Annotated in this window: 29 protein-coding genes; 17 read left to right on the top strand and 12 right to left on the bottom strand. The window is 64.0% G+C overall.

The window, feature by feature from the left end; translation table 11 throughout:
- Positions 1-88 precede the first annotated feature (88 nt).
- Positions 89-343, bottom strand: coding sequence for a DUF3551 domain-containing protein (locus tag P6U25_RS18025; RefSeq protein ID WP_407146103.1), 255 nt, complete (start codon positions 341-343; stop codon positions 89-91).
- A 181-nt stretch (positions 344-524) separates the two neighbouring features.
- Between P6U25_RS18025 and P6U25_RS18020 the strand changes: the two genes are divergently transcribed.
- Positions 525-1,067, top strand: a complete 543-nt coding sequence (locus P6U25_RS18020; RefSeq protein WP_407146102.1) for a hypothetical protein — start codon at positions 525-527, stop codon at positions 1,065-1,067.
- A gap of 175 nt (positions 1,068-1,242) precedes the next feature.
- Here the strand turns inward: P6U25_RS18020 and P6U25_RS18015 are convergent, their stop codons facing one another.
- Positions 1,243-2,094, bottom strand: a complete 852-nt coding sequence (locus P6U25_RS18015; protein ID WP_407146101.1) for a 3-hydroxybutyryl-CoA dehydrogenase — start codon at positions 2,092-2,094, stop codon at positions 1,243-1,245.
- Between the two features lie 1,287 nt (positions 2,095-3,381).
- On the opposite strand from P6U25_RS18015, the gene P6U25_RS18010 reads away from it, so the two are divergent.
- The 6 genes from P6U25_RS18010 (at position 3,382) to P6U25_RS17985 (ending at position 7,210) form a co-directional block, all read left to right on the top strand.
- Positions 3,382-3,582 carry a hypothetical protein gene (locus P6U25_RS18010; RefSeq protein WP_407146100.1) on the top strand — a complete coding sequence of 67 codons (201 nt, stop codon included), beginning with the start codon at positions 3,382-3,384 and terminating at the stop codon, positions 3,580-3,582.
- A 132-nt stretch (positions 3,583-3,714) separates the two neighbouring features.
- Positions 3,715-3,963 (top strand): hypothetical protein, encoded by a 249-nt coding sequence (locus P6U25_RS18005; protein ID WP_407146099.1) that lies wholly within the window; start codon positions 3,715-3,717, stop codon positions 3,961-3,963.
- Positions 3,964-4,161: 198 nt separating this feature from the next.
- The gene (locus tag P6U25_RS18000) at positions 4,162-5,451 is read left to right on the top strand and encodes a hemolysin family protein (protein WP_407146098.1); all 1,290 of its coding nucleotides are present in this window, start codon (positions 4,162-4,164) and stop codon (positions 5,449-5,451) included.
- Between the two features lie 104 nt (positions 5,452-5,555).
- On the top strand, positions 5,556-6,155 hold the full coding sequence (locus P6U25_RS17995; protein ID WP_407146097.1) for a formyltransferase family protein: 600 nt from the start codon (positions 5,556-5,558) through the stop codon (positions 6,153-6,155).
- Positions 6,156-6,351: 196 nt separating this feature from the next.
- Positions 6,352-6,711 (top strand): hypothetical protein, encoded by a 360-nt coding sequence (locus P6U25_RS17990; protein ID WP_407146096.1) that lies wholly within the window; start codon positions 6,352-6,354, stop codon positions 6,709-6,711.
- Positions 6,656-7,210, top strand: coding sequence for a hypothetical protein (locus P6U25_RS17985; RefSeq protein ID WP_407146095.1), 555 nt, complete (start codon positions 6,656-6,658; stop codon positions 7,208-7,210). Before P6U25_RS17990 ends, P6U25_RS17985 begins: the two co-directional genes overlap by 56 nt.
- Positions 7,211-7,275: 65 nt before the next feature.
- On the opposite strand, the gene P6U25_RS17980 is transcribed toward P6U25_RS17985, so the two are convergent.
- Together P6U25_RS17980 and P6U25_RS17975 are read right to left on the bottom strand one after the other, a co-directional pair.
- On the bottom strand, positions 7,276-7,476 hold the full coding sequence (locus P6U25_RS17980) for a hypothetical protein (RefSeq protein WP_407146094.1): 201 nt from the start codon (positions 7,474-7,476) through the stop codon (positions 7,276-7,278).
- An 11-nt stretch (positions 7,477-7,487) separates the two neighbouring features.
- The gene (locus tag P6U25_RS17975) at positions 7,488-7,886 is read right to left on the bottom strand and encodes a RidA family protein (RefSeq protein ID WP_407146093.1); all 399 of its coding nucleotides are present in this window, start codon (positions 7,884-7,886) and stop codon (positions 7,488-7,490) included.
- Between the two features lie 140 nt (positions 7,887-8,026).
- On the opposite strand from P6U25_RS17975, the gene P6U25_RS17970 reads away from it, so the two are divergent.
- Positions 8,027-8,905: a DMT family transporter gene (locus P6U25_RS17970; RefSeq protein WP_407146092.1), complete on the top strand. Its 879-nt coding sequence runs from the start codon at positions 8,027-8,029 to the stop codon at positions 8,903-8,905.
- 30 nt (positions 8,906-8,935) lie between these two features.
- Here P6U25_RS17970 and P6U25_RS17965 read toward each other — a convergent pair whose 3' ends face one another.
- Complete coding sequence (locus P6U25_RS17965; RefSeq protein ID WP_407146091.1) at positions 8,936-9,175, bottom strand: BrnA antitoxin family protein; 240 nt, start codon at positions 9,173-9,175, stop codon at positions 8,936-8,938.
- Between the two features lie 3 nt (positions 9,176-9,178).
- Positions 9,179-10,153: a cysteine synthase A gene (gene cysK / locus P6U25_RS17960; protein WP_407146090.1), complete on the bottom strand. Its 975-nt coding sequence runs from the start codon at positions 10,151-10,153 to the stop codon at positions 9,179-9,181.
- Between the two features lie 227 nt (positions 10,154-10,380).
- On the opposite strand from cysK, the gene P6U25_RS17955 reads away from it, so the two are divergent.
- The gene (locus tag P6U25_RS17955) at positions 10,381-10,596 is read left to right on the top strand and encodes a hypothetical protein (RefSeq protein WP_407152551.1); all 216 of its coding nucleotides are present in this window, start codon (positions 10,381-10,383) and stop codon (positions 10,594-10,596) included.
- Between the two features lie 5 nt (positions 10,597-10,601).
- On the opposite strand, the gene tgt is transcribed toward P6U25_RS17955, so the two are convergent.
- Positions 10,602-11,735 carry a tRNA guanosine(34) transglycosylase Tgt gene (tgt, locus tag P6U25_RS17950; RefSeq protein ID WP_407146089.1) on the bottom strand — a complete coding sequence of 378 codons (1,134 nt, stop codon included), beginning with the start codon at positions 11,733-11,735 and terminating at the stop codon, positions 10,602-10,604.
- A gap of 231 nt (positions 11,736-11,966) precedes the next feature.
- Here tgt and P6U25_RS17945 point away from each other — a divergent pair, with 231 nt between their 5' ends.
- The 5 genes from P6U25_RS17945 (at position 11,967) to P6U25_RS17925 (ending at position 16,715) form a co-directional block, all read left to right on the top strand.
- The gene (locus tag P6U25_RS17945; protein ID WP_407152550.1) at positions 11,967-13,109 is read left to right on the top strand and encodes a patatin-like phospholipase family protein; all 1,143 of its coding nucleotides are present in this window, start codon (positions 11,967-11,969) and stop codon (positions 13,107-13,109) included.
- A 96-nt stretch (positions 13,110-13,205) separates the two neighbouring features.
- Positions 13,206-13,949: a TetR/AcrR family transcriptional regulator gene (locus P6U25_RS17940; protein ID WP_407146088.1), complete on the top strand. Its 744-nt coding sequence runs from the start codon at positions 13,206-13,208 to the stop codon at positions 13,947-13,949.
- A gap of 233 nt (positions 13,950-14,182) precedes the next feature.
- Entirely contained in the window at positions 14,183-14,860 is a 678-nt protein-coding gene (locus P6U25_RS17935; protein WP_407146087.1) for a PepSY domain-containing protein, read from the top strand.
- Between the two features lie 230 nt (positions 14,861-15,090).
- Positions 15,091-16,128: an aspartate-semialdehyde dehydrogenase gene (locus P6U25_RS17930; RefSeq protein ID WP_407146086.1), complete on the top strand. Its 1,038-nt coding sequence runs from the start codon at positions 15,091-15,093 to the stop codon at positions 16,126-16,128.
- Positions 16,129-16,427: 299 nt separating this feature from the next.
- Positions 16,428-16,715: a hypothetical protein gene (locus P6U25_RS17925; protein ID WP_407146085.1), complete on the top strand. Its 288-nt coding sequence runs from the start codon at positions 16,428-16,430 to the stop codon at positions 16,713-16,715.
- A 345-nt stretch (positions 16,716-17,060) separates the two neighbouring features.
- Here the strand turns inward: P6U25_RS17925 and queA are convergent, their stop codons facing one another.
- The 5 genes from queA to coaD all read right to left on the bottom strand — a co-directional run bounded on the left by queA (position 17,061) and on the right by coaD (position 20,279).
- Positions 17,061-18,152, bottom strand: coding sequence for a tRNA preQ1(34) S-adenosylmethionine ribosyltransferase-isomerase QueA (queA, locus tag P6U25_RS17920; protein ID WP_407146084.1), 1,092 nt, complete (start codon positions 18,150-18,152; stop codon positions 17,061-17,063).
- A gap of 139 nt (positions 18,153-18,291) precedes the next feature.
- A complete protein-coding gene (locus tag P6U25_RS17915; RefSeq protein WP_280977922.1) occupies positions 18,292-18,756 on the bottom strand; it encodes a peptidylprolyl isomerase in 465 nt (154 codons plus the stop codon).
- Positions 18,732-19,169 (bottom strand): hypothetical protein, encoded by a 438-nt coding sequence (locus P6U25_RS17910; protein ID WP_407146083.1) that lies wholly within the window; start codon positions 19,167-19,169, stop codon positions 18,732-18,734. The genes P6U25_RS17915 and P6U25_RS17910 overlap by 25 nt, the downstream gene beginning before the upstream one ends.
- Positions 19,170-19,174: 5 nt before the next feature.
- A complete protein-coding gene (locus P6U25_RS17905; protein ID WP_407146082.1) occupies positions 19,175-19,738 on the bottom strand; it encodes a peptidylprolyl isomerase in 564 nt (187 codons plus the stop codon).
- 43 nt (positions 19,739-19,781) lie between these two features.
- Complete coding sequence (gene coaD, locus P6U25_RS17900) at positions 19,782-20,279, bottom strand: pantetheine-phosphate adenylyltransferase (protein ID WP_407146081.1); 498 nt, start codon at positions 20,277-20,279, stop codon at positions 19,782-19,784.
- Between the two features lie 268 nt (positions 20,280-20,547).
- On the opposite strand from coaD, the gene P6U25_RS17895 reads away from it, so the two are divergent.
- The 3 genes from P6U25_RS17895 to P6U25_RS17885 all read left to right on the top strand — a co-directional run bounded on the left by P6U25_RS17895 (position 20,548) and on the right by P6U25_RS17885 (position 24,957).
- Entirely contained in the window at positions 20,548-20,805 is a 258-nt protein-coding gene (locus tag P6U25_RS17895) for a hypothetical protein (protein WP_407146080.1), read from the top strand.
- Positions 20,806-20,932: 127 nt separating this feature from the next.
- Positions 20,933-22,846 (top strand): potassium transporter Kup, encoded by a 1,914-nt coding sequence (locus P6U25_RS17890; RefSeq protein ID WP_407146079.1) that lies wholly within the window; start codon positions 20,933-20,935, stop codon positions 22,844-22,846.
- Positions 22,729-24,957 (top strand): serine hydrolase, encoded by a 2,229-nt coding sequence (locus P6U25_RS17885; protein WP_407146078.1) that lies wholly within the window; start codon positions 22,729-22,731, stop codon positions 24,955-24,957. The genes P6U25_RS17890 and P6U25_RS17885 overlap by 118 nt, the downstream gene beginning before the upstream one ends.
- Positions 24,958-24,981: the final 24 nt, after the last annotated feature.

Raw genomic sequence — 24,981 nt, 5'->3', positions numbered from 1 at the left:
GGTCACGCTGCGACGGGTCCGCCACCGCCGTTTTCACGGCCAGCCGGCAGACCGTCATTCATTGCTCGTGCCTTACAGACATCCGGGTTCAGCGGAACGCCCGCGGCGATGTTCGTGATTGGCCGTAGGCAAAGCGTGGATTGTAGCCGCAATACGCATTCCGACCTGACGCCGTCGCTTGGCACTGCGCGTAGGTCTGGAAGCCGCAGTAGCCCGGATAGCCTTCCTCTCTGCCCTGGATGCACCAGGGGTAGTCGCGGGCCGCTGCGGGCGACGGAACACCAATGAGGGAGCCGGTCCCGAGTGCTGCGAACGCCAGAATTACCCAAATCGTCCTGCGCATAGTCCCATTCCTTCTCCCGTCAGCCGTACGTTGCTCATCTAAGGTACGAGTACGGGATCCGCGAGGTTTCCGGACACGGCCTCAACAAGCTGTGAGGACACCTTGCGCCGCGCAGCCCTGGATGACCCTCCAGCACTTCTGCGGACATCGCTGTTCCGCCCTCGCGGAATGCGATCGGGGCGTGCCGATCGTCGCGAGCGAGATGGCCTGTCTGGACGAGGCGGCAGCAGCGGCCTGCTACGGCCTGACGCCTCTTGAATGGGGCCAGCGCACGACGCGCCACGTCACGACCTGGGATCCCGACAAACAGCAATGGATCAATTCGGACCCGCTCGCGCTCGCCGTTGATTCCGGCATCGGCGTCATCAGGCTGCGCCCGAACATGATGCGCTATCAAAAGGACCCGGTGCTGCTTCACGAATTCCTTCACGCCTATCACGCCCGGCTGATGCCGAACGGCTATGACAACAAGGGGATCAAGCAATTCCTCGGCGAAGCCAAATCGAAGGAGCTGTTCACCAAGGACGCCTACGCCTTGAAGAACCAGCAGGAGTTCTTCGCGGTGACAGCGAGCATCTTTCTGGTTGGCGCGGACTCCGTCCACGCGCCCTTCACTCGTGCCAAGCTCGAGGAGAAGATGCCCGAATACTACAAGTATCTGGTCGGCTTGTTCGGCTTCGACCCGGATGAGGCGAGCATATCGCCCGTCGCATCAGCGAAATGAGTATTCGACATCGCTAAGAGCACGAGGCCCGGTGTGCCTAGGAGACCGGGCCTCGTTGTTGTCCCCCGCCTCAGGTGGCGGATCAGATGTCTGACGAGCCGTGAGTTACGTCAGCTTCGCCACGCCATCCATTCCGGATGACTACGGTATTTCGTAACGCGGCTCGAACAAGTCCTCACTTGCTGTAGCTGTAGAACCCCTGCCCGGTCTTGCGGCCGAGATGGCCGGCGTCGACCATTTCCTTCAGGAGCGGCGCCGGCCGATACTTGGGATCGTTGAAGCCGGTATAGAACACCTCCATCACCGACAGCATGGTGTCGAGCCCGATCAAGTCGGCGAGCGCGAGCGGCCCAATCGGGTGGTTGCAGCCGAGCTTCATGCCGGCATCGATCTCCTCGGCGGTCGCAATGCCTTCCTGAAGCGCAAAGATGGCCTCGTTGATCATCGGGCACAGGATGCGGTTGACGGCAAAGCCGGGGCTGTTCTTCGCGGTGATGGCGACCTTGCCGACGCGCTTGGCGAAGGCTTCCGCCTTGGCGACGGTGTCGGCGGAGGTCTGCAGTCCGCGGATCAGCTCGAGCAGCGCCATCACCGGAACGGGATTGAAGAAATGCATCCCGATGAAGCGGTCGGGACGATCGGTCGCGGCCGCAAGCCGGGTGATCGAGATCGACGAGGTGTTGGTTGCGACCAGCGCGCTCGGTTTCAGCGTCGCGCAAAGATCCTTCAGGATCTTGATCTTCAGGTCCTCGTTCTCGGTCGCGGCTTCGATGACGAGATCGCATGCGGCGAGCTTCGCTTTGTCCGTGGTCGCGTTGATGCGTGCGAGCGTCGCATCGCGATCCGCCGCAGTCATCTTCTCCTTGCTGACCAGGCGATCGAGGCTCGAGCCGACCGTCTTGAGCCCGCGTTGCACGGCCGCGTCGGAGATGTCGACCATCGTGACGCCGAGCCCCGCCGCTGCGCAGACTTGAGCAATGCCGTTGCCCATGGTCCCGGCCCCGATAATGCCAACCGTCTCAATCATTGCATTCGTCCTTCCGTCGCTTGGGCCGCCTTGCGGCTGCATTGTCAAACAATGCGGAGCTTCTGTCCGCGGATGGCGCATGCATAGCAGTCTGGCTGGACCGCCGATACGGGGGCACCGGCATTATGGCGGTGCTGGTCGGGACCTGGCAGCGTGAGTTTGGTGTGGCGAAACGGCTGTGCGCGGCGGCACGTGGGCCGCCTTGGTCCGGCGACACGGAACGGCCCGAACATGCGATCCAATCTGGACCATCCTCCAGGCCAGCCGCCCAGAGCTGCGGCGAAGTGCTCCCCTGATCCTGGTCCATTGATATGGCGAGTCGGCGCGAGGCTCATGGTTAGCGATTCCTAACCATTCGGCACGGCCGCCACCCCATTCCGCCAGACAACTCGCCCCACACGAAATGGAACCAAAATACGATCTCCCGCTACTTCCACGGGAGCCCAAACATTGCTAATCAGTCACAGTGTTGGCCATCTGAAACGCTGAGGGGTGCGGTGTTTCAACTGATTCATCGATGGAAGACGAGCAAGCTGTCGTTGGCTTGCCCGCATTGCAAGGAAATAGCCTCGTCCGAGGCGTTCCGACGTGGTCGGTATTTGGTCGGCAGCGATCCATTACGCTGCGAACATTGCGGAGTCACGGCGCCGATTACGCTTTGGCGCTTTGAAGGATTAACGCAACGTGCTGGCTCAGTTGCCTGCCCCGCGCAGTCGGGGAAGACATTGATGTCGGAGCCAAGCGCAAACTAGATCGCAAATTGGATCTGCCATGCGTCGCAAGGCGATTGAGGACGCGGCGGGTATCGGCATGTGGCGGCGCCGATTGGGCATGGCCGCTAGTCTCCCGGATTGCACATTGAGGCCTCGGCGCCGCAGCCTCGCGAGCCGGCGCGCTTCGCGTTTAGTTGATCGAATTCTTCGCACGCGTGCCGCGACCAAAGGAAATAACCTTCGGGGCTACGCCCATGCTTGCCGAAAAATTCATTTTGCTCCTTGAGACACTGCTCCAGAGCCAAACCTATTCCGACGGAAGCCCGCGCGTGGTCAGCACCTCGCCCCACGTCCCAATTAAGCTACCGAGTCGGAAGTAATCCCGAGGCTATGGACCGCCGGTGAGATTGCAGGCAGCCCTGTGCAGCGGGCCCCCCTCGGCTCCGGTCTCGTCCTGCGCGCCTGCTTCGGTGCGGAAAAAACGCTGCAGACAACAACCGCGTCACCCGTGAGCCATCTCACAGTCGCCGGTCATCGGTTGCGCTACACCGGCCCGTAACCATTGGGTGCCGCCATGGACAGCAAGATCGATGTCGCGACCATCATGGTCGCAATCTGCGTCGCCGCATACGCAGCGATCGTGCTCGCCTGCATTGCCCATGATCTCGGCTTGCCCGGCGCACAGATTCGCCATCTCTCGATGAGCGCTGCACTCTTCATCGCGCTTCCGGTTGCACTGGACCTCCTGCGCTCCCGGCCCGGCAAGGCCGGCTGATGCAGCGCGGCCGTCGATATCATCCCCCCGCCGCATCCGCACGTCGCAAGCGCGCCGCACTACAATCTCGCTAGGTGAAACGACGCGAATCAGCGTTACTTCATAACTGATCACCCCTTGAGGTTTGGCGGCATGACCGAGCCCGAAGCCTTGGATCAGGATATTCGCGCCCTGCAGGAATGGCTGCGCTGTGCCTGGATGCAGCTCGGAGACCCGTCTCTCACCGCTTTCTCCCGTCGCGAGCTGCGCAACCAGATGAAACAATGCAGCGCGGACTTGCGCAGGCATCTGCGAGCCGCGTCCGAACGGCCGCCGGAGCCTCACGTCCCGCCCGGGAAGACGTTCGCGATGCCCCAGTTGCGGCTGCTGGCCTGGAGCTAGCCGCTCGGGCTTTCATCCCCGGAGCGCGTGGCGCGCACCGGCGATCGCGCCAAAATGTCGCAAATCGTCCCGCGCATGCGGGTCATCCGCGCCGCCGCCTTGTCCGCCGCGGTCCATGCATACCGCGGCAGAACCGCGCCAGCATGCCTATATCGTGCGTAGTGCCGCGGCCAGCGCCGCTGATTCTCAGGAACACCCGTGCTCTATCTGGAACTTGCGATCGTGATGGCGTTGATCATCATCAACGGCCTTCTGTCGATGTCGGAACTCGCCATCGTATCCTCGCGTCCGGCGCGGCTTGCGGCGTTGGTGGAGAAAGGCGTCGGCGGATCGCGTCTTGCCCTCGCTTTGGCCTCCGATCCCGGAAAATTCCTCTCCACCGTGCAGATCGGCATCACGCTGATCGGGGTGCTGTCAGGCGCATTTTCGGGCGCGACGCTCGGCCAGCGTCTGACGCAATGGCTGCTCGATCTGGGGCTGTCGCCAGGCATCGCCGATGCGGTCGGCGTCGGCCTCGTCGTAAGTGTGATCACCTATGCCTCGCTGATCGTCGGAGAACTGGTGCCGAAACAAATCGCGCTGCGCGATCCCGAGGCGGTTGCGGTGAAGGTCGCACCGGCGATGACGCTGCTGGCGAAACTGTCGCTGCCGCTGGTGTGGCTGCTCGACCGCTCCGGCAAGGGGCTGCTGTGGGTTCTCGGCCATCGCGAGGACCCGCACGACCGGGTCAGCGAGGACGAGATCAAGACGCTGGTGGTGGAGGCCGAAAACGCGGGCGTGCTGGAGCCAGGCGAGAAAGAGATGATCGCAGGCGTCATGCGCCTCGGTGATCTTCCGGTCGGCGCCGTGATGACGCCGCGCCACGAGGTCAGTCTGATCGACCTGTCCGACCCCGAGTCCGAAATCCTGGCGGCGCTGCAGAACAGCACGCACTCGCGCTGCGTGGTGTTCGACGGCAATCGCGACCATGCGCTCGGAATTGTGCAGGCCAAGGAGGTGCTCGATGTCTATCTCGACGGCCGCTCCCCCGACATCCGGGCGCTGACGCGCGATGCACCGATCATCCCCGAGACCGTCGATGCCCGCGACGTGGTCGCGATCCTGCGCGACTCCGCCGTTCATATCGGCCTCGTCCACGACGAGTACGGCACCTTCCAGGGCGTCGTCACCAGCTTTGACATTCTTGAGGCTATCGTCGGCGCCTTCCACACCGAGGAGGGTCCGGCCGAGCCCGCTTATGTCAGGCGCGACGACGGCTCCTATCTGATTTCGGGCTGGATGGCCGCGCTGGAATTCGCAGAACTGCTCGGCATCGCATTGCCTTCGCCGCGCCCCTACCAGACCGCCGCAGGCTTCCTGCTGCACGCTTTCGGAGCGATTCCGGACGTCGGCGCCAAGGTCACCGCGCAGGGCTGGGAGTTCGAGATCGTCGATCTCGATGGCCGGCGTATCGACAAGGTCGTGGCGAGCCGGTCGCGCAAGTCCTGAAATTGCTTACCCACCGCCCTGTTGATAACCGGCAGGAAATCGAAAAGGCCAGCCGCGCTGTGCTATCGGCATAGCGGTCCGAGTGAACCCACGGAATTGGTCCCATGCGCATTACCCTCGTCGGCTCTCGCCATTTTGGCGTGGCGACCCTGAACATGCTGCGTGAACACGCCGTCACGATCGTCAGGGTCGTCGTCCATGACGGCGAGGACCGATTGGCCGCGGCGGCCAGGGCAGCCGGCATCGACGTCGTGGTGCAGGCAGACCCCAAGCTGGTCACCGCGTCCGAGGTCGCGCCGGGTACCGATCTGATTGTGACGGCGCACAGCCACGCCCGCGTCAGCAGGGAGGCATTGGCGGTCGCCAGGCTCGGCGGCATCGGATATCACCCGTCGCTGCTGCCCCGGCATCGCGGCATCGCCGCCGTGGAATGGACCATCCAGGAAGGCGATCCGATTGCGGGTGGCAGCATCTATCATCTGGCCGACCGCATGGATGCCGGCGCGATCGCCGCCCAGGACTGGGTGTTCGTCAAGAAAGGCGAGACCGCGCGCGAGCTGTGGGAGCGCGCGCTGGCGCCGCTCGGCCTCAAGCTACTCGGCGAAGTCATCGATTACGCCAAGACCTACAAGGAGTTGCCCGCCAAGCCGCAGGACGAACAGTTTGCCACCAAGGCGCCCAGCCTGCCGGGCAGCAAGCACTAGGTGTCCAAATGCCGCCAATATTGGAGCGACGGCTTCGATCACCGGGTCCTCGGATCGGGCCGGATTCACCGTCTCACTTCACTATGATGTGTTTGAGTCCACAGGAACTTTCCGCGACTCTTGCGTCGCAGCAAATTTTCGTCACATTGTCCCCGGATAAGCCGCGCTATCTCATCAAATGACAGGGATTTGATCCATGCGTTCGACCCGCATTCGGGACCTGCTTGTTGCGTCCGTCGCCGCCTCCGTAATCATTGTCGCAGCGGCTCCCGTTTCTGCCCAGCAACCCTATGACGGCCTTTGGCAGGTCACTGTCGTGACCAAAACTGGTAGCTGCGAACCGTCGACCAGTTCGACCGTGACCGTGACCGACGGAAGGATTTCGGCTCAGGGTGCGGCGATCTCCGGAACCGTGGGCAGCGGGGGACTTGTGCGCGTCTCGATCAATGGTGCATATGCGAACGGTCAACTCAGTGGCAACTCCGGATCGGGGAAGTGGAATGGGGCATCAGCGGGTGTACCGTGCAGCGGCCGATGGGAAGCGTCCCGTCAGTAAAATCAGCAGCGCAGCAGGATTTTTCGCCAAGGCGCGGCGGCCTGCTTTTGCAGCCGCCGCGTTTTTTGTGACGGCCATGGCAAGCACGGCTGGGCACGCACAGTCCGGCCCGTTCACCGGCATGGCCGGCACTTGGTCGGGCAGCGGCTCGGTCACGCTGGACGACGGCTCGAGCGAGCGTATTCGCTGCCGCGCAACCTATCGTGTCACCGGCCCGCGCATGGCCATGAGCCTGATCTGCGCCAGCGACGCCTACAAGTTCAATCTGGCGGCTGATGTGCAGGCCGAGGGCAGCGCGGTCACCGGCTCCTGGAGTGAGTCCAGCCGCAATGTCAGCGGCGACCTGCGAGGTCGCGGCGGCGGTGGAAACTTCCAGGTCATCGCCAGTGCGCCCGGCTTCAATGCCGACATCTCGATGCGCACAACCGGCAACCGCCAGTCGGTTTCGATCCGGGCGGACAGCCAGTTCCGCGGCGCCACCATCGCGTTGGTGCGGTAAAGCGATACACCGACGAAAAGCCCTCGGGTCGTCCCCTGAGGGCTTTTTGCTGCGTCCAACGAACGCTATGCCTTGGGCGGCGTGGCGAGCTTCTCGGCGGTCTGCTGAATGGTACGAGCGATCAACAGCGCCTGCTCCTTGTTCACCGCGAAGTCGTGCACGCCCTTATCGGTCGTCATCGAGATCACCATGATGTCGGGCTGCTGCTCCGGCCAACCGGTCGCAAAGCCGGTGAGAAAGTCCGGTGCCTTCCTGAGATTGTTCATGATGACAGATCCTATGCAGCGGGCACGAACGCGGTGACTTCGATCTCGACCTTGGCGCGCTGATCGACCAGCCCGTCGATGTAAAGCAGCGTCGAGGGCGGGAAATTGCGCCCGAGGGTCTCCTTCCACGCCGCGCCGATACCCGCGCCTGCGGCCTCGTATTCGCTGCGGCTGGTCAGGTACCAGGTCAGGCGGACGATATGCTCGGGCCCCGCGCCCGCTTCGTTCAGGAGCTTGACGATGCGCTTCAGCGCGGTGCCGACCTGGGCGGCTATGTCGGGCTGATAGTCGCCCCGCTCGTCGCCTCCGGTCTGGCCGGCCAGCACGATCCATTTGCCCGGGCCGTCGAAGGCGACGCCGTGCGAGAAGCCGCGGGGTTTCGACCATTCGGCCGGTTGCAAGACACGCATGAGCAAATCCTCCTGATTATTCCAGCCAGTGCTTAGCACCGATCGCATGGACGGCGCATCACTGGATCGGCAGAATTGCGCGTTGCAAATCCGGACCATCTCGCCGATACCGGCGGTCCCTCTCCGCTCGTCTCGCAGCCATGGACCGCACTCCCTCGAAGACCCGCGCCGCATTGTGGATGTCAGGCTGGCTTGCGCTGATGCTGATTGTCGCAGTCGCCGGCCGCGAGGCGACGCGCGAGGTGAACGTCTTTCAGTTGATGTGCGTGCGCGGCGTGCTCGGCTTCGTGATGCTCTATCCGCTGATCCGGATGAACGGCGGCTTCGCGATCGTAAAGACGGCGCGGCTCCACGTGCATATCGGGCGCAACCTGATCCATTTCGGCGCGCAGCTCGGCTGGTTCTATGCGCTGACCTTGATCCCGATCGGCCAGGTGGTCGCGATCGAGTTCACCATGCCGATCTGGACCGCGATCCTCGCGGCGAGCTTTCTCGGCGAGCGAATGACAGCCATGAAGATCGGCGCGATCGTGCTTGGCTTGGTCGGCGTATTCGTGATCGTGCGGCCGGCAACCGGCGAGATCAATCCGGGCCAGTTGATCGCGCTCGCGGCGGCGGTCGGCTTCGGCGTTTCGGTCGCGATCGTGAAGTCGCTGACGCGGACCGAGCAGACGCTGGCGATCATCTTCTGGATGCTGGTGGTGCAGTCGGCCGCAAGTCTCGGGCCCGCGCTTTACGTCTGGAGCTGGCCGCCGCTCCAGACCTGGGGCTGGCTCGCGCTGATCGCGTTCGGCGGCACCTTCTCGCATTACTGCATGGCTCGCGCGCTGCTGCATGCCGACGCCACGGTCGTGATCCCGATGGATTTCCTGCGCGTGCCGCTGACCGCGATCCTGGGCTGGCTGCTCTACGCGGAGCGGCTTGATGCCTTCACCGTGCTCGGCGCGGCCATGATCCTCGCCGGCAATCTCTTGAACCTGAAACCAGGCACGCCAATGACTGCGCGCGCCAGAGCGTGACTTCGTCCTCGGCGGCGTCTTGCTGGAACGCTATTTCCCCGCGGCCTTGCGCAGCGCCGCATTGATGCGGTCCTGCCAGCCGGGGCCGCCCTCCTGGAAGTACTCCAACACGTCCTGATCGATCCGCAACGTGACCTGCTCGCGGACACCGGGGATCGCCGCAGCCTTCGGCGGTGCTTCCGCAACCTTGGTGGTGGCGCGCTTGAACGCCGCCTCGGCCTCGCTGCGGGCATCGTTCAGGGTTCGCGGTCGCCGGGGTTGATCGGCCATGTCTCAGATTCCTTCAAACAGCACGGTCGACAGATAGCGCTCCGAGAACGAGGGCACAATCGCCAGGATGGTCTTGCCCGCCGCCTCCGGCCGCTTGCCGACTTGCAAGGCTGCGGCAATCGCGGCGCCCGATGAAATGCCGCCGGGAATCCCCTCGTTGCGCGCCAACGCCCGCGACGTCTCGATCGCGGTCGCACTATTGATCTTGACGATCTCGTCGATCACCGAACGGTCGAGGATGTCAGGGATGAAGCCTGCGCCGATGCCCTGGATCTTGTGCGGCGTGTGCTGACCGCCGGACAGCACCGGGCTTTCCTCAGGCTCCACGGCGACGATCCGCAGCGAGGGCTTGCGCGGCTTGAGCACTTGCCCGACCCCGGTGATGGTGCCGCCTGTGCCGACGCCGGCCACGAAGTAGTCGATGTCGCCGCCGGTGTCGTTCCAGATCTCCTCGGCGGTGGTGCGACGATGGATTTCGGGGTTGGCGAGGTTCTTGAACTGCTGCGGCATCACAGCGTTCGGCGTCGTGCGCACCAGCTCTTCGGCGGTCGCGATCGACCCGTTCATGCCCTGCGACGCCGGCGTGAGCACGATCTCGGCACCGAGGAAGGCCAGCATGCGCCGCCGCTCGATCGACATCGATTCCGGCATCACCAGCTTGAGCCGGTACCCGCGTGACGCCGCGACATAGGCGAGCGCAATTCCGGTGTTGCCGGATGTCGGCTCGATCAGCACCGTATCGGGATTGATGATGCCGGCCTGCTCCATCGCGACGATCATCGCGGCGCCGATGCGGTCCTTCACGCTGGCGGCAGGACTGAAGTATTCCAGCTTGGCGAGGATCGTCGCGTTGACGCCGCTGGCCTGCGGCAATCTGCGCAGGCGGACAATCGGCGTATCCCCGATCGCGTCGACGATGGAATCGAAGACGCGGCCGCGTCCGGGTTGCACTGCACGCGTTGTCGACGATGCGTCCATCAAGCGGCTCCTATGGCCAGGTGCGCGGGAGAGATGCGATCTTCATGTCATTAGATGCGGCGCGGGGTGACGCGCAAGGGAGAAACCGGTTCATCCGGAATTCGTTGCATCGCAAAATCAGAACCAATTCAAATAACGTAAAACCAACGCATTTGTGTTGCGACAAGGTCAAACAAATCTGGCTATATACTTTCGTCACCGAAGCTCAGAACGCAAAGGAGGTCACGATGCCAGCGCTTGCTGAAATCCTGTCGACCGTCGCGTCTAAGCCAGATCCGCGCGGCAGCGATTTGCCGACCTGCCCGGTGTGCGCCGACTCCATGGTCGCGGCGGAAGCGTCCGCCTACCTCCATGAGAATTTAATCAGCTATCTCTGGACCTGCGACACCTGCGGTTATGGGTTCGTGACCAAACACCTGGTGAAGCCGATCGTCTGCAACTGACCAAGCTACCTCGGTGTGATGTCCCCGCGCGCCCATCCGGCGCGCGTTTGGTTTCTGAACTGCGCGAACGTGCCGCCGGCGATCGCCTCGCGAATACCGCGCATCAGCTCCTGGTAATAGGCGACGTTGATCTCCGACAACAACATCGCGCCCAGCGTCTCGCCTGCGCGCACCAGATGATGCAGATAGGCGCGCGAGCAAGTTCGCGCCGCAGGCCATGGGCTCTCCTCGTCCAGCGGGCGTGGATCGTCGATGTGGCGGGCGTTGCGCAGATTGATCTGGCCGAACCGGGTGAACGCCATTCCATGGCGTCCGTTCCGCGTCGGCATCACGCAATCGAACATGTCGACGCCGCGCGCCACCGCTTCCAGCATGTCCTCAGGCGTGCCGACGCCCATCAGATAGCGCGGCCGGTCGGCAGGAAGGGCCGGCGCGGTCTCCTCGATCATCGACAGCATCACGTCCTGCGGCTCGCCGACCGCCAGACCCCCGATCGCGTAACCGTGAAAGCCGACCTCGGTCAGTCCGCGCGCGCTGGCGTGGCGCAGCGCCGGAACGTCACCGCCCTGCACGATGCCGAACAGCATGTAGCCGTCAGGTGCGGCTTCAAAGGCGCGCTTGGAGCGCTCGGCCCAGCGTAACGACAATTGCATCGCCCGCTCGATGTCGGCGCGCTCGGCCGGAAGCCGGACACATTCGTCCATTTGCATCGCAATGTCGGAACCGAGCAATCGCTGTACCTCAATCGAGCGCTCCGGCGACAGTTCGACCTTGGTGCCGTCGATATGTGAGCGAAACGTGACGGCCTTCTCGGTCACCTTGCGCAGCTCCGACAACGACATGACCTGGAAGCCGCCTGAATCCGTCAACATCGGGCCGCCCCAGCCGGTAAAGCGCTGCAGGCCGCCAAGGACCGCAACCCGTTCGGCGCCTGGCCGGAGCATCAGGTGATAGGTGTTGCCAAGCACGATGTCGGCGCCGGCCTCGCGCACCTCGCGCCAATGCATCCCCTTCATGGCGCCGGCGGTGCCGACCGGCATGAAGGCGGGCGTCCGCACAACGCCGTGAGGCGTCGCAAGGCGCCCGGTGCGGGCCGCACCGTCGGTTGCGAGAAGCTCGAAATGATTGGGAAGACTCATGCGGCTGCTTATTGCGTGCCGACGAGGCTCAATCAACCCGGCTCGCGGCGGTCCAATGCGTGCGACCGATCGCGGCTAGGTCATTGATGCCTTCTTTTAAACAAAACGAAACCGTATCGTTTTACGTTGACGGTATGGCGATGAGATGCCCTCGGCGCCTGATGTGCTTCAAACAGTAACAGGCGAACGATGTTCTCAGCCGGCCAGGCCCTAGCGTCCATCGCTCGCGCGATGACGGCAGTTCCCGCACGCACGACACGGCATGCCGTTGTCCTGCTGTGTGGCCTTGCGCTCGGGCTGGCCGGCTGCAGCACCTTGGCGCGTACCCCCTACACGGCCGCCGACGCCGCCGATGCGCGTGTGCTCGACCTCGACGGGCTGCGGCGCTACGCGGACGAACCGGCGGCGAAATTCCGTCTCGACAAAGAAACCGTCGCGCCGATCACGACATATCTGGCGCTGTCCGGTGGTGGTGCCGACGGCGCTTACGGCGTCGGCGTCCTGAACGGCTGGACGGCAGCAGGCACCCGGCCGGCCTTCTCGGCCGTGTCGGGCGTCAGCACCGGCGGCCTGATCGCCCCCTTCGCCTTTCTCGGGCCCCGCTACGACGAGACGCTGAAGGACGTCTACACCAGCGGCATCGCCGAGAGCCTGCTCCAGGATCCAAGCCTGATGCGGGTGCTGTTCGGGTCCGGCCTGTTCGGCAACACCCGGCTGCGCGAGCTGGTGGCCCGCTACGTCGGGCCACAGGTCCTGAGTGAAGTGGCCCAGGAGAACGCAAGGGGCCGGAAGCTCCTGATCGTCACCACCGACCTCGACACCCAGCGCTCGGTGATCTGGGACATGGGCCGGATCGCCAGCGTCGGAACTCCCGGGGCGCTGCAGTTGTTCCGCGATGTCATGGCCGCCTCGGCCAGCATCCCCTTGGTGTTTCCGCCGATCATGATCGACGCCGAGGGCCAGGGCCGGCGCTTTCAGGAGATGCATGTCGATGGCGGTGTGACGGCGCCGGTGCTGACCTTGCCGGACGCCCTGCTCTTTCAGGACGGAAAATGGCCCGCCAACCGCCGCTTGAATATCTACGTCCTCGTCAACAAGAAGCTCGAACAGGGCTTTGAGCTGGTCTCCAACTCGACGATCGAGGTCGCCTCGCGAAGCATCTCCGCAATCACGCAGGCGCAAACCCGGTCCGTGATCCTGTCGACCTACGACTTCGCCCGCCGCAACCGGCTGGGTTTCCATCTGTCCTACATCGAGCGCGACTATCCGTCGCCTGCTTCACAGGGTTTCGACACGGCCTACATGCGCGCCCTCTATCAATACGGCTACCAGAAGGCCGCGTCTGGCCATGCCTGGACGTCAACGCCTCCATGAGAGGCCGGCTCGAAGCGACGGCGCGAATGGACGAATCCGGCCGCCACGGGTTATAGACCGGACACGCCCGTCCGAAACGCAACCAGATGAGCAGGAATGGGATTGACCGCGACCAAGGTCAGGGCAACGAAACGCAACGTTGCGAAATCGCGCGGCGGCAGGCCGACCCGGGACGCCGCGATCGAACGCGACCAGCGGCTGATCGAAGTCGCCACGCGGCTCTTCCTTGATCGCGGGTTCGACGCAACCTCCATCGACGCGGTGGCGGAAGCCGCGCGGGTCAGCAAGCCCACGGTCTATGCGCAGTACGGCGACAAACGTGGCCTGTTCGCTGCGGTGCTCCGGCGTGAAATCGCGCGCTGGCTTGCCCCCCTCGCTGCGGCCGCGGCCGAAATGCACGTCGATGACGTCTCGGATGGTTCGGTGGAGCAGCGACTGACCGACCTCGGACGCCAATTGCTGCAGCTCAACTGCGGCGACGATGCCATCGCCTTCAGCCGAATCCTGACCGCGCAGGCGATCAACTTTCCCGAGGTTGCAAAACTTGCGGTGGATGAAGGCTGGTCGAAAGCCGTCTCGACGACGGCGGTGTTCTTCGACCATCTGGTCGAGAGCGGCGCCCTCGAACTCGAGGACACCACGATCGCCGCCGAGACGTTCCTCAACATGGTGGTAGGCCACACCCATCGGATGGCGACCTTCGGGATCCCAATGGACCTGGAAACCGCCGAGAGGCGCATGGAGGTCTCGATCCGACTGTTTCTCGCCGGGGCCCTTGGTCCGCCCGGACGGGCTCCTATCTTGCCTAAGGCCAGCCAGCGCCGCCGGCCCGCACGCTGACAGTTCCGCATCAGGCTACCTCGCGCACTGCGGCAATTCCGTGCTTGACCAAAACAAAACGATACCGTATGGTTTTATTTATAAAGAGATGCGAACCCACTGCAACGAGCCCCCCAAGGGTTTCGCGTCGCCTGACAAACTACGATCGCCGCAACGGAGCCTACGCCGTCGCTCCGCTGGACGTTCAGCGGCCGACCTTCACGCAACGGGTCGGCCGCACTTTCTCCATCCGCATGGCGGCCGCGACGCGCAAGCGCTTCAGCGCGAAAAGCACGAGTTCGACGATGACGACAGGACGACTGCGCAGGCTGGGACACCGGATGTTCGGGACGTGGCTGCTTGCGATTGCGCTGGTGTCCCTGCTCGTCGCCTCCCCGGCCCGCGCGATCGCCACGACGGATGCCGCAGCAGGGGCTCCACTCCAGAACGACGACAGCGCGCAGCTCGACGCACAGGCGGTCCGGCGCGAGATCGACAGCTTCCGGGCGGCCCAGATCTCGCTGCGTCAAGCCGTGGCGATCGCCGAGGCGCAGCATGCAGGCGCGACCGCGGCGGATATCAGCTTCGACGGCGGCGCTGACCCCGCAGTCTACAGGGTCAAGACGGTCCAGCGCGACCGCGTGTGGCAGCATGCCATCAATGCTGCGACCGGAGAAGTGACGGGCGGCGAGGCCGCCTCACCGCTCGCGATGCTGGACGACGAAGATCGCAGCAACCTCGTCGTGCTGCGGGGCCTTCGGCATCGCCTGTCGGATGCCGTGCGCGTGGCCGAGCACGCAACGTCGGGCCGGGCGATCAGCGGCGGCCTGACGCGCGAGCGCGGCCGGCTCAACTTCGTGATCGTCGTGCTCAGCGGCGCCGATCTGAAAGAGGTCATCCTCGAGCCGCCGGGGGCGACGCGCAAGCGATGACGCCAGAGCTACGGCCGCCACGGTTTCGCCGAAAAGACATTGACGGCCGCCGATCTCTCCCGCATAAGTGCGCCACATGATCACCGCGACCAAACGCACGACCAAAACCACCAAGCCCTCCGGGGCCTCGGGAGGCGTGCGCGCGTAGTCGGTCGAACCGCATCATCTGAACCCGAAGCCCCGCCTGATGAAGGTCCGGGGCTTTTTTATTGCCTGTAGCAACATCTCGAATGGAGGACAAAGTGAGTAACGATCCCGTCGTCGCGATCGTCGGCGTCACCGGAGCAGTCGGTGCCGAATTCATCGCCACTATGGACAAGCGCGGTTTTCGCGTCGGCAAGCTGAGGGCCCTGGCCAGCGCCCGTTCGGCCGGCAAGACCATCGACTTCCGCGGCAAGCACGTCGTGATCGAGGAGCTCACCGAACGCGCCTTCGACGGCGTCGACATCGCGCTGTTCTCGGCTGGCAGCGGCATCTCGAAGAAGTTCGCGCCACTTGCGGTGAAGTCCGGCGCCGTCGTGATCGACAATTCCTCGGCCTTCCGCATGGACCGGAACGTGCCGCTGGTGATCCCGGAAATCAACGCGCACCGCATCCGCGATCACAAGGGCATCATTGCCAACCCGAATTGCGCCGCCATCACCGCGCTGGTGCCGCTGTGGCCGATCCACCAGAAGAACCGCATCAAGCGCGTGATCATCTCGACCTACCAGGCCGCGAGCGGCGCCGGCGCCGCCGCGATGGACGAGCTCGTCGAGTCGACCCGCGCCAATCTCAACGGACAGGTCTACACGCCGAAGGTGATGCCGCACCCCTACGCCTTCAACCTCTTCAACCACAATACGGCTGTCGATCCCGAGACTGGCTACAACGATGAGGAGACCAAGGTCATCAAGGAGACCCGCAAGATCTTCGAAGACGACAAGATCGCGATCGGCGTCACCTGCGTGCGGGTGCCGGTGCTGCGGGCCCATTGCGAGGCGATCACCTTTGAATGCGAAAAGCCGATCACCGAAGACCAGGTGCGCGCGATCATGGCGCAGGCGCCGGGCGTGAAGGTCGTCGACGACCGCGCCGGAAACTACTTCCCGATGCCGATCGACGCCTCGGGTCAGGACGACGTCCTGGTCGGCCGCATCCGCAAGGACTTGAGCGACCCCAGCGGACACTCGATCTCGATCTTCGTCGCGGCCGATCAGCTCCTGAAGGGTGCGGCGCTCAATGCCGTGCAGATCGCCGAGCTGTTGCCCGAGCGCGTGCCGGCGTGAGGTTGTAGGATCGGCAAAGCGCGAGCGTGCCCACCACTTCGCTTCGGTGGTGGGCACGCCGTTACACTCCCGCCGCACGTCATTCCTCGCGCTAGCTAGCCGCAGATGTTGATGAACCGCGGTCCACGCGGCGTCCAAATCCTGCGCAAGCAGCCATCGTCGCCAACGAACGCAAGGCGACGGAAGCGATGATCGAAGAAGCGGCGGTCCGCGAAGCGGTGATCGAACCGATGATCGAAGAACCGACGGTGAAAGTCGTCTCGATCAGCGAACCTTGAGAACCGGGGCGAGAAGCCTCGATGCGCAAAAGATTCGCCGGCGAAACGCCCTCCGCCGCCGAATTGCGTCCGTCCACCTGTGGCGCCGACATGCGTGCCGCCTCCCGGGCTCTGCATTCCGCCGGCCATACCGCCGGGGCTCATCCCGGCTCCGCCTCCGCCGCCACGGGACACGCCGCCACCCATTCCACCACCGGACATGGCACCTCCGCCGCCGGACATGCCAGCCCCACCTCCGGACATGCCACCACCAGACATGCCGCCGCCGGACATACCGCCACCGCCGCCATGCTGGGCCAAGGCCGGTGATGCAAGACCAAGCGCCGTTCCGAGCACGGCAACGGCGAGGCCATTAAGGATCTTGCAGGTCATGGGAATGTTCCTCCTTGCTTGTTGCAGCAATGGCGAACAAAACGATCGGAGCTTCCAAATGATCCCGCATTTCAAATGACAAGTGAATCAGAGTCTGACAGACAAGTTAGGTTCATCGGCAACTGCGCAACGGATTGATATCGCGCTGGATTGGGCGAGCGCTGACTAGGCAAATGGCGGCGATCGATTCGCACGTGCCGACGCGGTGAAATGGGCAAACGTAAGCGTTCGCCATTTCTCGCGCTGTGCTTGATTTAGGGCACGTGGCTTGCGCTTTGCGCACTACAAATTGGCGTGCGGCTCGTGCGCGCGAAACAGCAGGCAGGCGTCGCCATACGAATAGAAGCGATAGCCGTGCTTGATCGCGTGCTCATAGGCACGCTTCATCGTCTCGAGCCCGGAGAAGGCTGACACCAGCATGAACAGCGTCGAGCGTGGCAGATGAAAATTGGTCAGGAGAATATCCACCGCGCGGAAGCGATAGCCCGGCGTGATGAAGATCGAGGTCTCGGCAGAAAACGGCAGGATGGTGCCGTCGCCGGTCGTGGCGCTCTCGAGCAGCCGCAGCGACGTGGTCCCGATCGCGACGATCCGTCCACCTTTGGCGCGCGCGGCATTCAGAGCGGATGCGGTTGCGGCGGTGATGCAGCCCCATTCGGCGTGCATCCTGTGCTCGGAGGTCTCCTCCGTCTTCACCGGCAGGAAGGTCCCTGCCCCGACATGCAGCGTCAGCCGATGCAGCTCGACGCCGCGAGCTCGCAGCGCCGCCTCCAGCGCCGGCGTGAAATGTAGTCCCGCCGTCGGCGCGGCCACCGCGCCTTCGTTCGCAGCGAACATCGTCTGGTAATCCGCCACGTCGTTATCGTCGGGCGTGCGCTTCGATGCGATATAGGGCGGCAGCGGCGTCGCACCGACGTCCGCTATCGCCTGGTCGAGCGTGGGGCCGTGGAAGGAGAACGACAGCGTCACCTCGCCCTCGTGCCCCTTCGCCTCGACTTCGGCGTCGAGATGGCCGAGCAGGCACACCTTCCCCTCATTGCCGAAGCGGACGATGTCGCCGACCGCAAGCTTCTTCGCCGGCTTGACCAGCGCCTGCCAGCGCGAGCCGTCGAGCCGCTTAATCAGCGTCGCCTCGACCTTGGGCTCGGTCTCGCGCCCGATGCGCCGGCCCTTGAGCTGGGCGGCGATCACTTTGGTGTCGTTGACCACGATCTGGTCGCCCGCTTCCAGCCAGTGCGGCAGGTCGGCGATCGTGGCATCGCGCAGCACGCCGTCGGGATGCACCACCAGCATCCGCGCGGAATCACGCGGGCTCGCGGGCCTCAGCGCGATCCGCTCAGGAGGAAGTTCGAAGTCGAAGAGATCGGTGCGCATTTTAGCCTGCACACTGCTGACCCTCATCCTGAGCAGCGCGACAGCGCGTCTCGAAGGATGAGGCCAGCTTGTTGTAGCATCGTGGCCTCATGGTTCGGGATGCCTGCTTCGCAGGCTCCTCACCATAAGGGGACAACAGTTACGCCGCGTCGGCGGCCATGCGCGCCTTGACGATCTTGTCCGGGTCCTTCACCGGCTCGCCGCGCTTGATCTTGTCGACGTTCTCCATGCCCTCGGTGACCTTGCCCCAGACGGTGTACTGGCCGTTGAGGAAAGACGCGTCGTCGAAGCAGATGAAGAACTGGCTGTCGCCGGAATCCGGATTGGCCGCGCGGGCCATCGAGGCGGTGCCGCGGACATGCGGCTCCTTGTTGAATTCGGCCTTCAGCTTCTTGCCGGACCCGCCCATGCCGGTGCCCTGCGGACAGCCGGTCTGGGCCATGAAGCCGTCGATCACGCGGTGGAACACGATGCCGTCGTAGAAGCCTTCGCGCACCAGCTCCTTGATCCGCGCGACATGGTTGGGCGCCAGATCGGGGCGCATCTCGATCGTGACGGGCCCCTGGGTGGTTTCAAGGATCAGAGTATTCTCGGTAGCAGCCATGCTCGCTTCTCCTGGCTTCTGGGTGGGTATTTCTTGTTTCTGAACGGGATCGCGAACGGGCGGCCCGCCACCGCGCCGCCCAAGCTCTCCGTAAATGGCAACGGCGTGCAGCGTTGCAACGCCTCCATCACCGCGATCCGATATTGCAGCCGGTCATTGTCGGTCGCCTGTTCCGATTCGTAGGAGATCCTGGGATGCCCGAGGATCGCGCCGTCGCGGTTGAAGCTCACAATAACCGTAATGTCGATCGGGTTGGCCTTGTCCAGCGGCGGCGGCCTCCAGCACCGATGAATGCTCAGGACAACATCCCGGATCGTGTTGAGTTGCTGGGGTTCGGCCGGTGCTGGCCCGGCCAGCGCAAGCCACACGAGCGGCGCGGCAAACCAGAGGAGTGGCTTGCTGCGCGCCGCCATCGGGATCACTTGATGTCGGATGCGACCTGCACCTTCACCATCTTGTCGGGATCGGTCACGGTGCCGCTGGCCGAGCCCGCCGGCGCCTTCTTCAGCTTGTCGACCACATCCATGCCCGACACCACCTCGCCGATCACGGTATACTGGCCGTTCAGGCTCGGGCCGTCGGCATACATGATGAAGAACTGCGAATTGGCGCTGTCGACCGAGTCACCGCGCCGGGCCATGCCGACGATGCCGCGCTTGAACGGCACTTGAGAGAATTCCTGCTTCAGGTTCGGATACTTCGAGCCGCCGGTACCGTTGAAGTTCTGGCCGTCGCCGGTCTGCGCCATGAAGCCGTCCATCACGCGGTGGAACGGCACGTTGTTGTAGAAGCCCTCACGAGCGAGCTGCTTGATGCGCTCGGCATGCTTCGGCGCGATGTCGCTGCGCAGCTTGATGACGATGCGGCCCTTGGTGGTGTCGATCACGATCGCATTGGCCTTGTCGAGGCCGGCAGGCAACGGCTGTGCGATCGCGGGAACGACGCAGAACAGCGCGGCAACGAATGCAAGAATTCGGATCATGGAAACTCCGGATCAGGACGTTCGGGATATGGCGGTGCCGGCATCAGCCGGCGAATTTGGCCTTCAGGCTAACGGCGACCGATGACGGCACAAATGCAGAGAAGTCGCCGCCCATCTGGGCGATCTGGCGCACCAGTGTGGCGGTGATCGGGCGGACCGCGACCGATGCCGGAACGAACACGGTGTGCACCTCGGGCGCCATGGCCTCGTTCATGCCCGCAAGCTGCATCTCGTAGTCGAGATCGGTGCCGTCGCGCAGACCGCGAATCATGATGTTCGCACCAAGCTTCCGCGCGGCCGTCACGGTGAGGTTGTCGTAGGTCGTGCAATCGAAGGCGCAGCCGGCTTTCTGGGCAATCGGCCCGCATACCTCGCGCAGCATCTCAAACCGCTCATCGGTCGAGAACAGCGGCTTCTTGCCGGGATGGACGGCGATCGCGACGATCAGGCGGTCGCACAGATGAACGGCCTGCCGGACCACGTCCAGGTGGCCGTTGGTGACGGGATCGAAGGAGCCAGGATAGAGCGCGATGCGGGTCATAATCCCCTCTAACCCGCCCTGCCTTGCCCGGCAAGCCGGCCCGGTTCCAGAGACCTTGGCCCTCCTATTTCGCCTCGGCCAGTGAACCAGCCCTGGCATCCCAGCGTCTATCAAGCCGAATGTTTCGTCAGCCAGTGACGGACGAAACAAAACCGCTCGGCGACGAAACCATTTTTCGCGCGCGGCGAAGACACCAGGAAACGCGCGGCCGGTACAGCCTGCATAACGAAAACGACGGGCCCGGGGGGCCCGATCACAGGGGACCGTCATGATCAAGGCACTTTCCGCCGTCGCTATCGCCGCGTTCATTGCGGCGGCGCTTACCGTTCTTCCCGGCTTCGCCCCGCAGGTCGCGGCCAGCACCCCGCAGCCGCTCGCCAAGGCCGACCGCCTCGACATCCATCCAGTCGGCAAGGACTGCTCGCAGCAGGCCTGGCCCAACTTCGAGGCATCCTGCCTGCGCGCTGCCGGCAGCAAGCTGTTGGTCCGTGAAGCCCGCCTGGTCACCGCCCCCCGCGCGCCGTAGTCGGCACGGCGGCGCCGTTCACTGTCACGCAAATCCCATGGAAATTTGCGACGTCTCGTCGCAGACTATCACCTAGCGCGCCCGGCCGATGTTCCGTTCGGGCGCGCGGCATCCGGGGGATTTGCACGTGACCAGTACGCCTGCCATCGTTTCCTCCGGCCACCATCCGAGCCCGCTTCCGGTCGCGACTACGCTCGGCGCGCTCGGCGTCGTCTACGGCGACATCGGCACCAGCCCCCTCTATGCCCTGAAAGAGGCGGCCAAAGCCGCCGCCCATGGCGGCGCGCTCACGCACGACGCCGTTCTCGGCGTGGTCTCGCTGATCCTGTGGGCGCTTATTCTCATCATCTCGCTCAAGTACGCGATGCTGATCCTGCGTGCCGACAATCGCGGCGAAGGTGGCATCGTCGCGCTGCTGGCCCTGCTGTCGGCCCGCAACGCCGCGCCCGGCACCTGGCGGGCCCAACTCCTGATCGTGGGGCTGATCGGCGCCGCCCTGCTCTATGGCGACGGCGCGATCACACCGGCCATCTCGGTGCTGTCGGCGATCGAAGGCCTGAAGGTCGATGCCCCGTCGCTGGCGCCTGCCGTCGTGCCGCTCACCGTCGTCATCCTGGTCGGCCTGTTCGTGATGCAGAAGCAGGGTACCGGCTTCATCGGCCGGATCTTCGGCCCGGTGATGCTCGGCTGGTTCGCGGTGTTGGCGGCGCTCGGCATCCACGGCATCGTCAAGGCCCCAAGCGTGCTGGTTGCGCTCAGCCCGTTCTATGCGTTCGATTTCCTGGTGCATCAGGATTTCCACATCAGCTTCGCCATTCTCGGCGCCGCTTTCCTCGCCGTCACCGGCGGCGAGGCGATGTATGCCGACATGGGCCATTTCGGCCGGTTCCCGATCCGCCTCGCCTGGTTCGCGGTTTGCCTGCCGGCGCTGGTGTTGAACTATTTCGGCCAAGCTGGTGAATTGATCACCGACCCGACGTCGGCCGACAACCCGTTCTTCCAGCTTGCCCCCGACTGGGCGCATTATCCGCTGGTCCTGCTCGCAACGATCGCGACCGTGATCGCCTCGCAGGCGATCATCTCCGGCGTGTTCTCGCTGACCCAGCAGTCGATCCAGCTCGGCTTCCTGCCGCGCATGCATATCGAGCACACCACGAGCGATGCGATCGGGCAGATTTACGTGCCGCTGGTAAACTGGCTGCTCGCGGCCGCAACGCTCGGCGCTGTGCTTGCGTTCGGCACGTCGGATGCGCTCGCCGGCGCTTACGGCATCGCAGTGTCGCTGCTGATGGCGATCACCACGTTACTCGCCGCGCTGGTCGCAATCCAGTGGGGTTATTCGCCGATCCTCGTGATCGCGGTGAACGGCTTCTTCTTCGTCATCGACACGATCTTCTTCGCGGCGAATTCAGCCAAACTGTTCGAAGGCGGCTGGTTTCCGCTGCTGCTCGCCGCCGCCGTGGCGTTCCTGATGTTGACCTGGCGCGGCGGCGTGAAGCTCGTCGAAAAGGCGCGCGCCAAGCTGCGCCAGCCGGAAGAGGATTTGATCGAGACCGCGGTCAACAAGTGCCGAAGCCGCCTGCCCGGCACCGCCGTATTCCTGGCCTCTGCGCCCAAGGGCGTGCCGCTCGCGCTGACGCAGTTCGTCAAGCACAATCACGTGCTGCATCAGCGCGTGCTGCTGGTCACCGTGCAGATCGAGGAGTTGCCGCGGATATCGGACGAGGACCGGGCCGAGGTGATCGAGATCATCCCTGGCATCACGCGGATCATCCTGCATTACGGCTTCATGCAATATCCGACGATCTATGAGGGCCTGAAGCTCGCCTGCCGGCAGGGCAAGCTGCCCGGCATCGATCTCTCCGACGTGACCTACTACATCGGCCGCGAGACCATCATCCCGCGCGAGGATATTCCTGGCATGTGGGTCTGGCGGGAAGGACTATTCGCCTTCCTGCAACGCAACGCCGAGCGCACCGCTGCGTTCTTCGGCGTGCCGACCGGACAGGTCGTGGAGTTCGGCACGGAGATCGAGATTTGATGGTCAAAGCCCAGCCTTTAGAGACCGGGTTCGATCATCGGCAAAGCGGCCACCATCGACCTGTAGCGGCGTTCTTGCGGAGTTGCGCGATGAAACTCATCGCGTCGATGTGGACCATTTCCATCGCGCTATGCCTGTTGGGGTCGGCGTTCGCAGATGAACTCCCGGCAGCAGGCGATGCAAAAAGCGTCGGCTTTTCGGCCGCGCGTCTGGCACGGATCGCGCCGTGGTATCAGGCGCGCTTTGATGCCTTCCCGCCGTCGGATGGCCTTGTACCGGGCGCCGTCGTCGCCATCGCAAAGGGTGGCAGGCTCGCCTATTTGCAGGCGATCGGATTTCAGGACCGCGCCAAGACGATTCCGATGAAGGCCAATTCCATCTTCTGGATCGCCTCGATGTCCAAGCCGGTGACCAGCGTCGCCGCGATGATCCTGGTCGATGACGGCAAGCTCGACCTCGACGCACCCGTCGCCCGGTATCTGCCCGAGCTTCAAGACATGAAGGTCGCGTTCGCGAAGACGGACGCCACCACTGGCAAGACGGAATTCGGGCTCGATCCACCAAAACGCCCAATGACGGTTCGAGACTTGCTGCGCCACACGTCCGGCCTCATTTATCCGGAAATGGATTTTGCGTATCCGGAACGCGGTCTTGCCGACCCAACCGCTGATTTCGGAATTCGGGCGATCCACATGCTCTACGGCTGGAAGGCCGTGTACCGGCGCGACAGGACGTTGGCGAATTTCGTTTCCAGCCTGGCCGGCTTGCCGCTCGCCCATCAGCCCGGCGAGGTCCACGAATATGGCTGGAGCGCCGATGTGCTCGGTCGTGTGGTCGAAGTCGTGTCCGGCCGGCCCTTCGACCAATTCCTGCAAGAGCGCATCTTTGCGCCGCTGCGCATGATCGACACGGGCTTCTATGTCCCGAGCGAGAAGCTCGACCGGCTCGTCGATTCTCCCATGCCGCAGCGGCCGCCGATCTGGGATGTCACGACACCGACGAAACTGTTCGCCGGCGGCGGCGGGCTGGTTTCGACGGCCCCCGACTATCTTCGCTTCTGCCAGATGCTTCTCAACGACGGCGAGCTCGATGGCGTGCGCGTGCTCAGCCCTCAGGCGGTGAAGCAGATGACGACGAACGCATTGCCACCGGATGTCAAAATCTTCGGTGGAGACGAAGTTGGCAGCCGTGCTGGCACAAGCTTCGGGCTTGGCTTTGGCATTCGCACCAATCCCGTTTTTAGCTGGATTCCCGGAGCGGTCGGGAGCTTTTCCTGGGCTGGACTATGGGGCACCTATTTCTGGATCGATCCGGCGGAGAAACTGATCGGCATACAGATGATCCAGGCGACGCCTGGCAGCAAAGGGCGCGCGGCGATGCTGCCCTCGGGGATCAATCATCTCGTCTATGGCGCATTGGCAATTCCCGTGCCCTCCACGTCCACCCCGCCGGCAGCGACGGATCCGAGCCCCGAGACGCTCGCCGATTATGCCGGCACCTATGACTTCGGCTCCTCCGTGAGCTCGCGCGACAGACAGGGCCTGGCCGATGGCAAGACCGGATGGCTTGGCATCGAGTCGTTCGTTGCAATGGAGCGGGATGGATTGAGGATCAACAAGCCCACTCCCGGCGGTCCCGCAATCAAGGCCGGCGTGGCTGCGGGCGATCTCATCACTGAACTCGACGGCGCGCTGCTCAAAGGTCTCTCGCTCGCCGACGTTCTGGCCAGGCTACGCGGGCCCGCCAACACGACGATCAAGCTGAAGCTCGTCCACAAGGGCCAGGATGGCGCAAGCGATCTCAGCGTCGAGAGAGCCGCCCGCCGCGTCAACACGGTCCAACTTCAAGTTCGCGTCGAGCAAGGCAAGCTCGTCGCGGAAGCTGTGGGGGCCTGGCCGATCCTGGAGTTCGAGAAAGGCAAGGCGACGCCGCTGGTGGCGACATCGAGCAACGAATTCACGGTGGACGACGACGATCACACCCGCATCGCATTCGTCAGAAATGCGGCTGGCAAAGTCTCTGGGCTGACCCTGAATCCGGGGCCTTGGGAGCAGAGGGCGACGATCATGGCGTCAGGCCTTAACGTATCCAGCGCTGGATTCGGAAGGTGAAAAGAGCGCTTTGGCTGTTGGGTG

Origin of the sequence: Bradyrhizobium sp. ORS 86 (assembly GCF_045571475.1) — a bacterium.
Taxonomy (GTDB): domain Bacteria; phylum Pseudomonadota; class Alphaproteobacteria; order Rhizobiales; family Xanthobacteraceae; genus Bradyrhizobium.
The sequence above is the reverse complement of the archived record's forward strand: the minus strand, read 5'-3'. Positions and strand labels throughout refer to the sequence as shown.

What these genes read in the sequence shown, in the direction of transcription:
- P6U25_RS17910 (WP_407146083.1), bottom strand. Translation starts at nt 19,169, where the DNA reads ATGGCGGCGCGCAGCAAGCCACTCCTCTGGTTTGCCGCGCCGCTCGTG.
- P6U25_RS17955 (WP_407152551.1), top strand. Translation starts at nt 10,381, where the DNA reads ATGCCAGCGCTTGCTGAAATCCTGTCGACCGTCGCGTCTAAGCCAGAT.
- tgt (WP_407146089.1), bottom strand. Translation starts at nt 11,735, where the DNA reads ATGAGTCTTCCCAATCATTTCGAGCTTCTCGCAACCGACGGTGCGGCC.
- P6U25_RS17940 (WP_407146088.1), top strand. Translation starts at nt 13,206, where the DNA reads ATGGGATTGACCGCGACCAAGGTCAGGGCAACGAAACGCAACGTTGCG.
- P6U25_RS17970 (WP_407146092.1), top strand. Translation starts at nt 8,027, where the DNA reads ATGGACCGCACTCCCTCGAAGACCCGCGCCGCATTGTGGATGTCAGGC.
- P6U25_RS17980 (WP_407146094.1), bottom strand. Translation starts at nt 7,476, where the DNA reads ATGAACAATCTCAGGAAGGCACCGGACTTTCTCACCGGCTTTGCGACC.
- cysK (WP_407146090.1), bottom strand. Translation starts at nt 10,153, where the DNA reads ATGGACGCATCGTCGACAACGCGTGCAGTGCAACCCGGACGCGGCCGC.
- P6U25_RS18010 (WP_407146100.1), top strand. Translation starts at nt 3,382, where the DNA reads ATGGACAGCAAGATCGATGTCGCGACCATCATGGTCGCAATCTGCGTC.
- P6U25_RS17985 (WP_407146095.1), top strand. Translation starts at nt 6,656, where the DNA reads ATGGGGCATCAGCGGGTGTACCGTGCAGCGGCCGATGGGAAGCGTCCC.
- P6U25_RS17995 (WP_407146097.1), top strand. Translation starts at nt 5,556, where the DNA reads ATGCGCATTACCCTCGTCGGCTCTCGCCATTTTGGCGTGGCGACCCTG.
- queA (WP_407146084.1), bottom strand. Translation starts at nt 18,152, where the DNA reads ATGCGCACCGATCTCTTCGACTTCGAACTTCCTCCTGAGCGGATCGCG.
- P6U25_RS17915 (WP_280977922.1), bottom strand. Translation starts at nt 18,756, where the DNA reads ATGGCTGCTACCGAGAATACTCTGATCCTTGAAACCACCCAGGGGCCC.
- P6U25_RS17935 (WP_407146087.1), top strand. Translation starts at nt 14,183, where the DNA reads ATGGCGGCCGCGACGCGCAAGCGCTTCAGCGCGAAAAGCACGAGTTCG.
- P6U25_RS17990 (WP_407146096.1), top strand. Translation starts at nt 6,352, where the DNA reads ATGCGTTCGACCCGCATTCGGGACCTGCTTGTTGCGTCCGTCGCCGCC.
- P6U25_RS18015 (WP_407146101.1), bottom strand. Translation starts at nt 2,094, where the DNA reads ATGATTGAGACGGTTGGCATTATCGGGGCCGGGACCATGGGCAACGGC.
- P6U25_RS17925 (WP_407146085.1), top strand. Translation starts at nt 16,428, where the DNA reads ATGCGCAAAAGATTCGCCGGCGAAACGCCCTCCGCCGCCGAATTGCGT.
- P6U25_RS17895 (WP_407146080.1), top strand. Translation starts at nt 20,548, where the DNA reads ATGATCAAGGCACTTTCCGCCGTCGCTATCGCCGCGTTCATTGCGGCG.
- P6U25_RS17965 (WP_407146091.1), bottom strand. Translation starts at nt 9,175, where the DNA reads ATGGCCGATCAACCCCGGCGACCGCGAACCCTGAACGATGCCCGCAGC.
- coaD (WP_407146081.1), bottom strand. Translation starts at nt 20,279, where the DNA reads ATGACCCGCATCGCGCTCTATCCTGGCTCCTTCGATCCCGTCACCAAC.
- P6U25_RS17930 (WP_407146086.1), top strand. Translation starts at nt 15,091, where the DNA reads ATGGAGGACAAAGTGAGTAACGATCCCGTCGTCGCGATCGTCGGCGTC.
- P6U25_RS18005 (WP_407146099.1), top strand. Translation starts at nt 3,715, where the DNA reads ATGACCGAGCCCGAAGCCTTGGATCAGGATATTCGCGCCCTGCAGGAA.
- P6U25_RS17945 (WP_407152550.1), top strand. Translation starts at nt 11,967, where the DNA reads ATGACGGCAGTTCCCGCACGCACGACACGGCATGCCGTTGTCCTGCTG.
- P6U25_RS17975 (WP_407146093.1), bottom strand. Translation starts at nt 7,886, where the DNA reads ATGCGTGTCTTGCAACCGGCCGAATGGTCGAAACCCCGCGGCTTCTCG.
- P6U25_RS18025 (WP_407146103.1), bottom strand. Translation starts at nt 343, where the DNA reads ATGCGCAGGACGATTTGGGTAATTCTGGCGTTCGCAGCACTCGGGACC.
- P6U25_RS17905 (WP_407146082.1), bottom strand. Translation starts at nt 19,738, where the DNA reads ATGATCCGAATTCTTGCATTCGTTGCCGCGCTGTTCTGCGTCGTTCCC.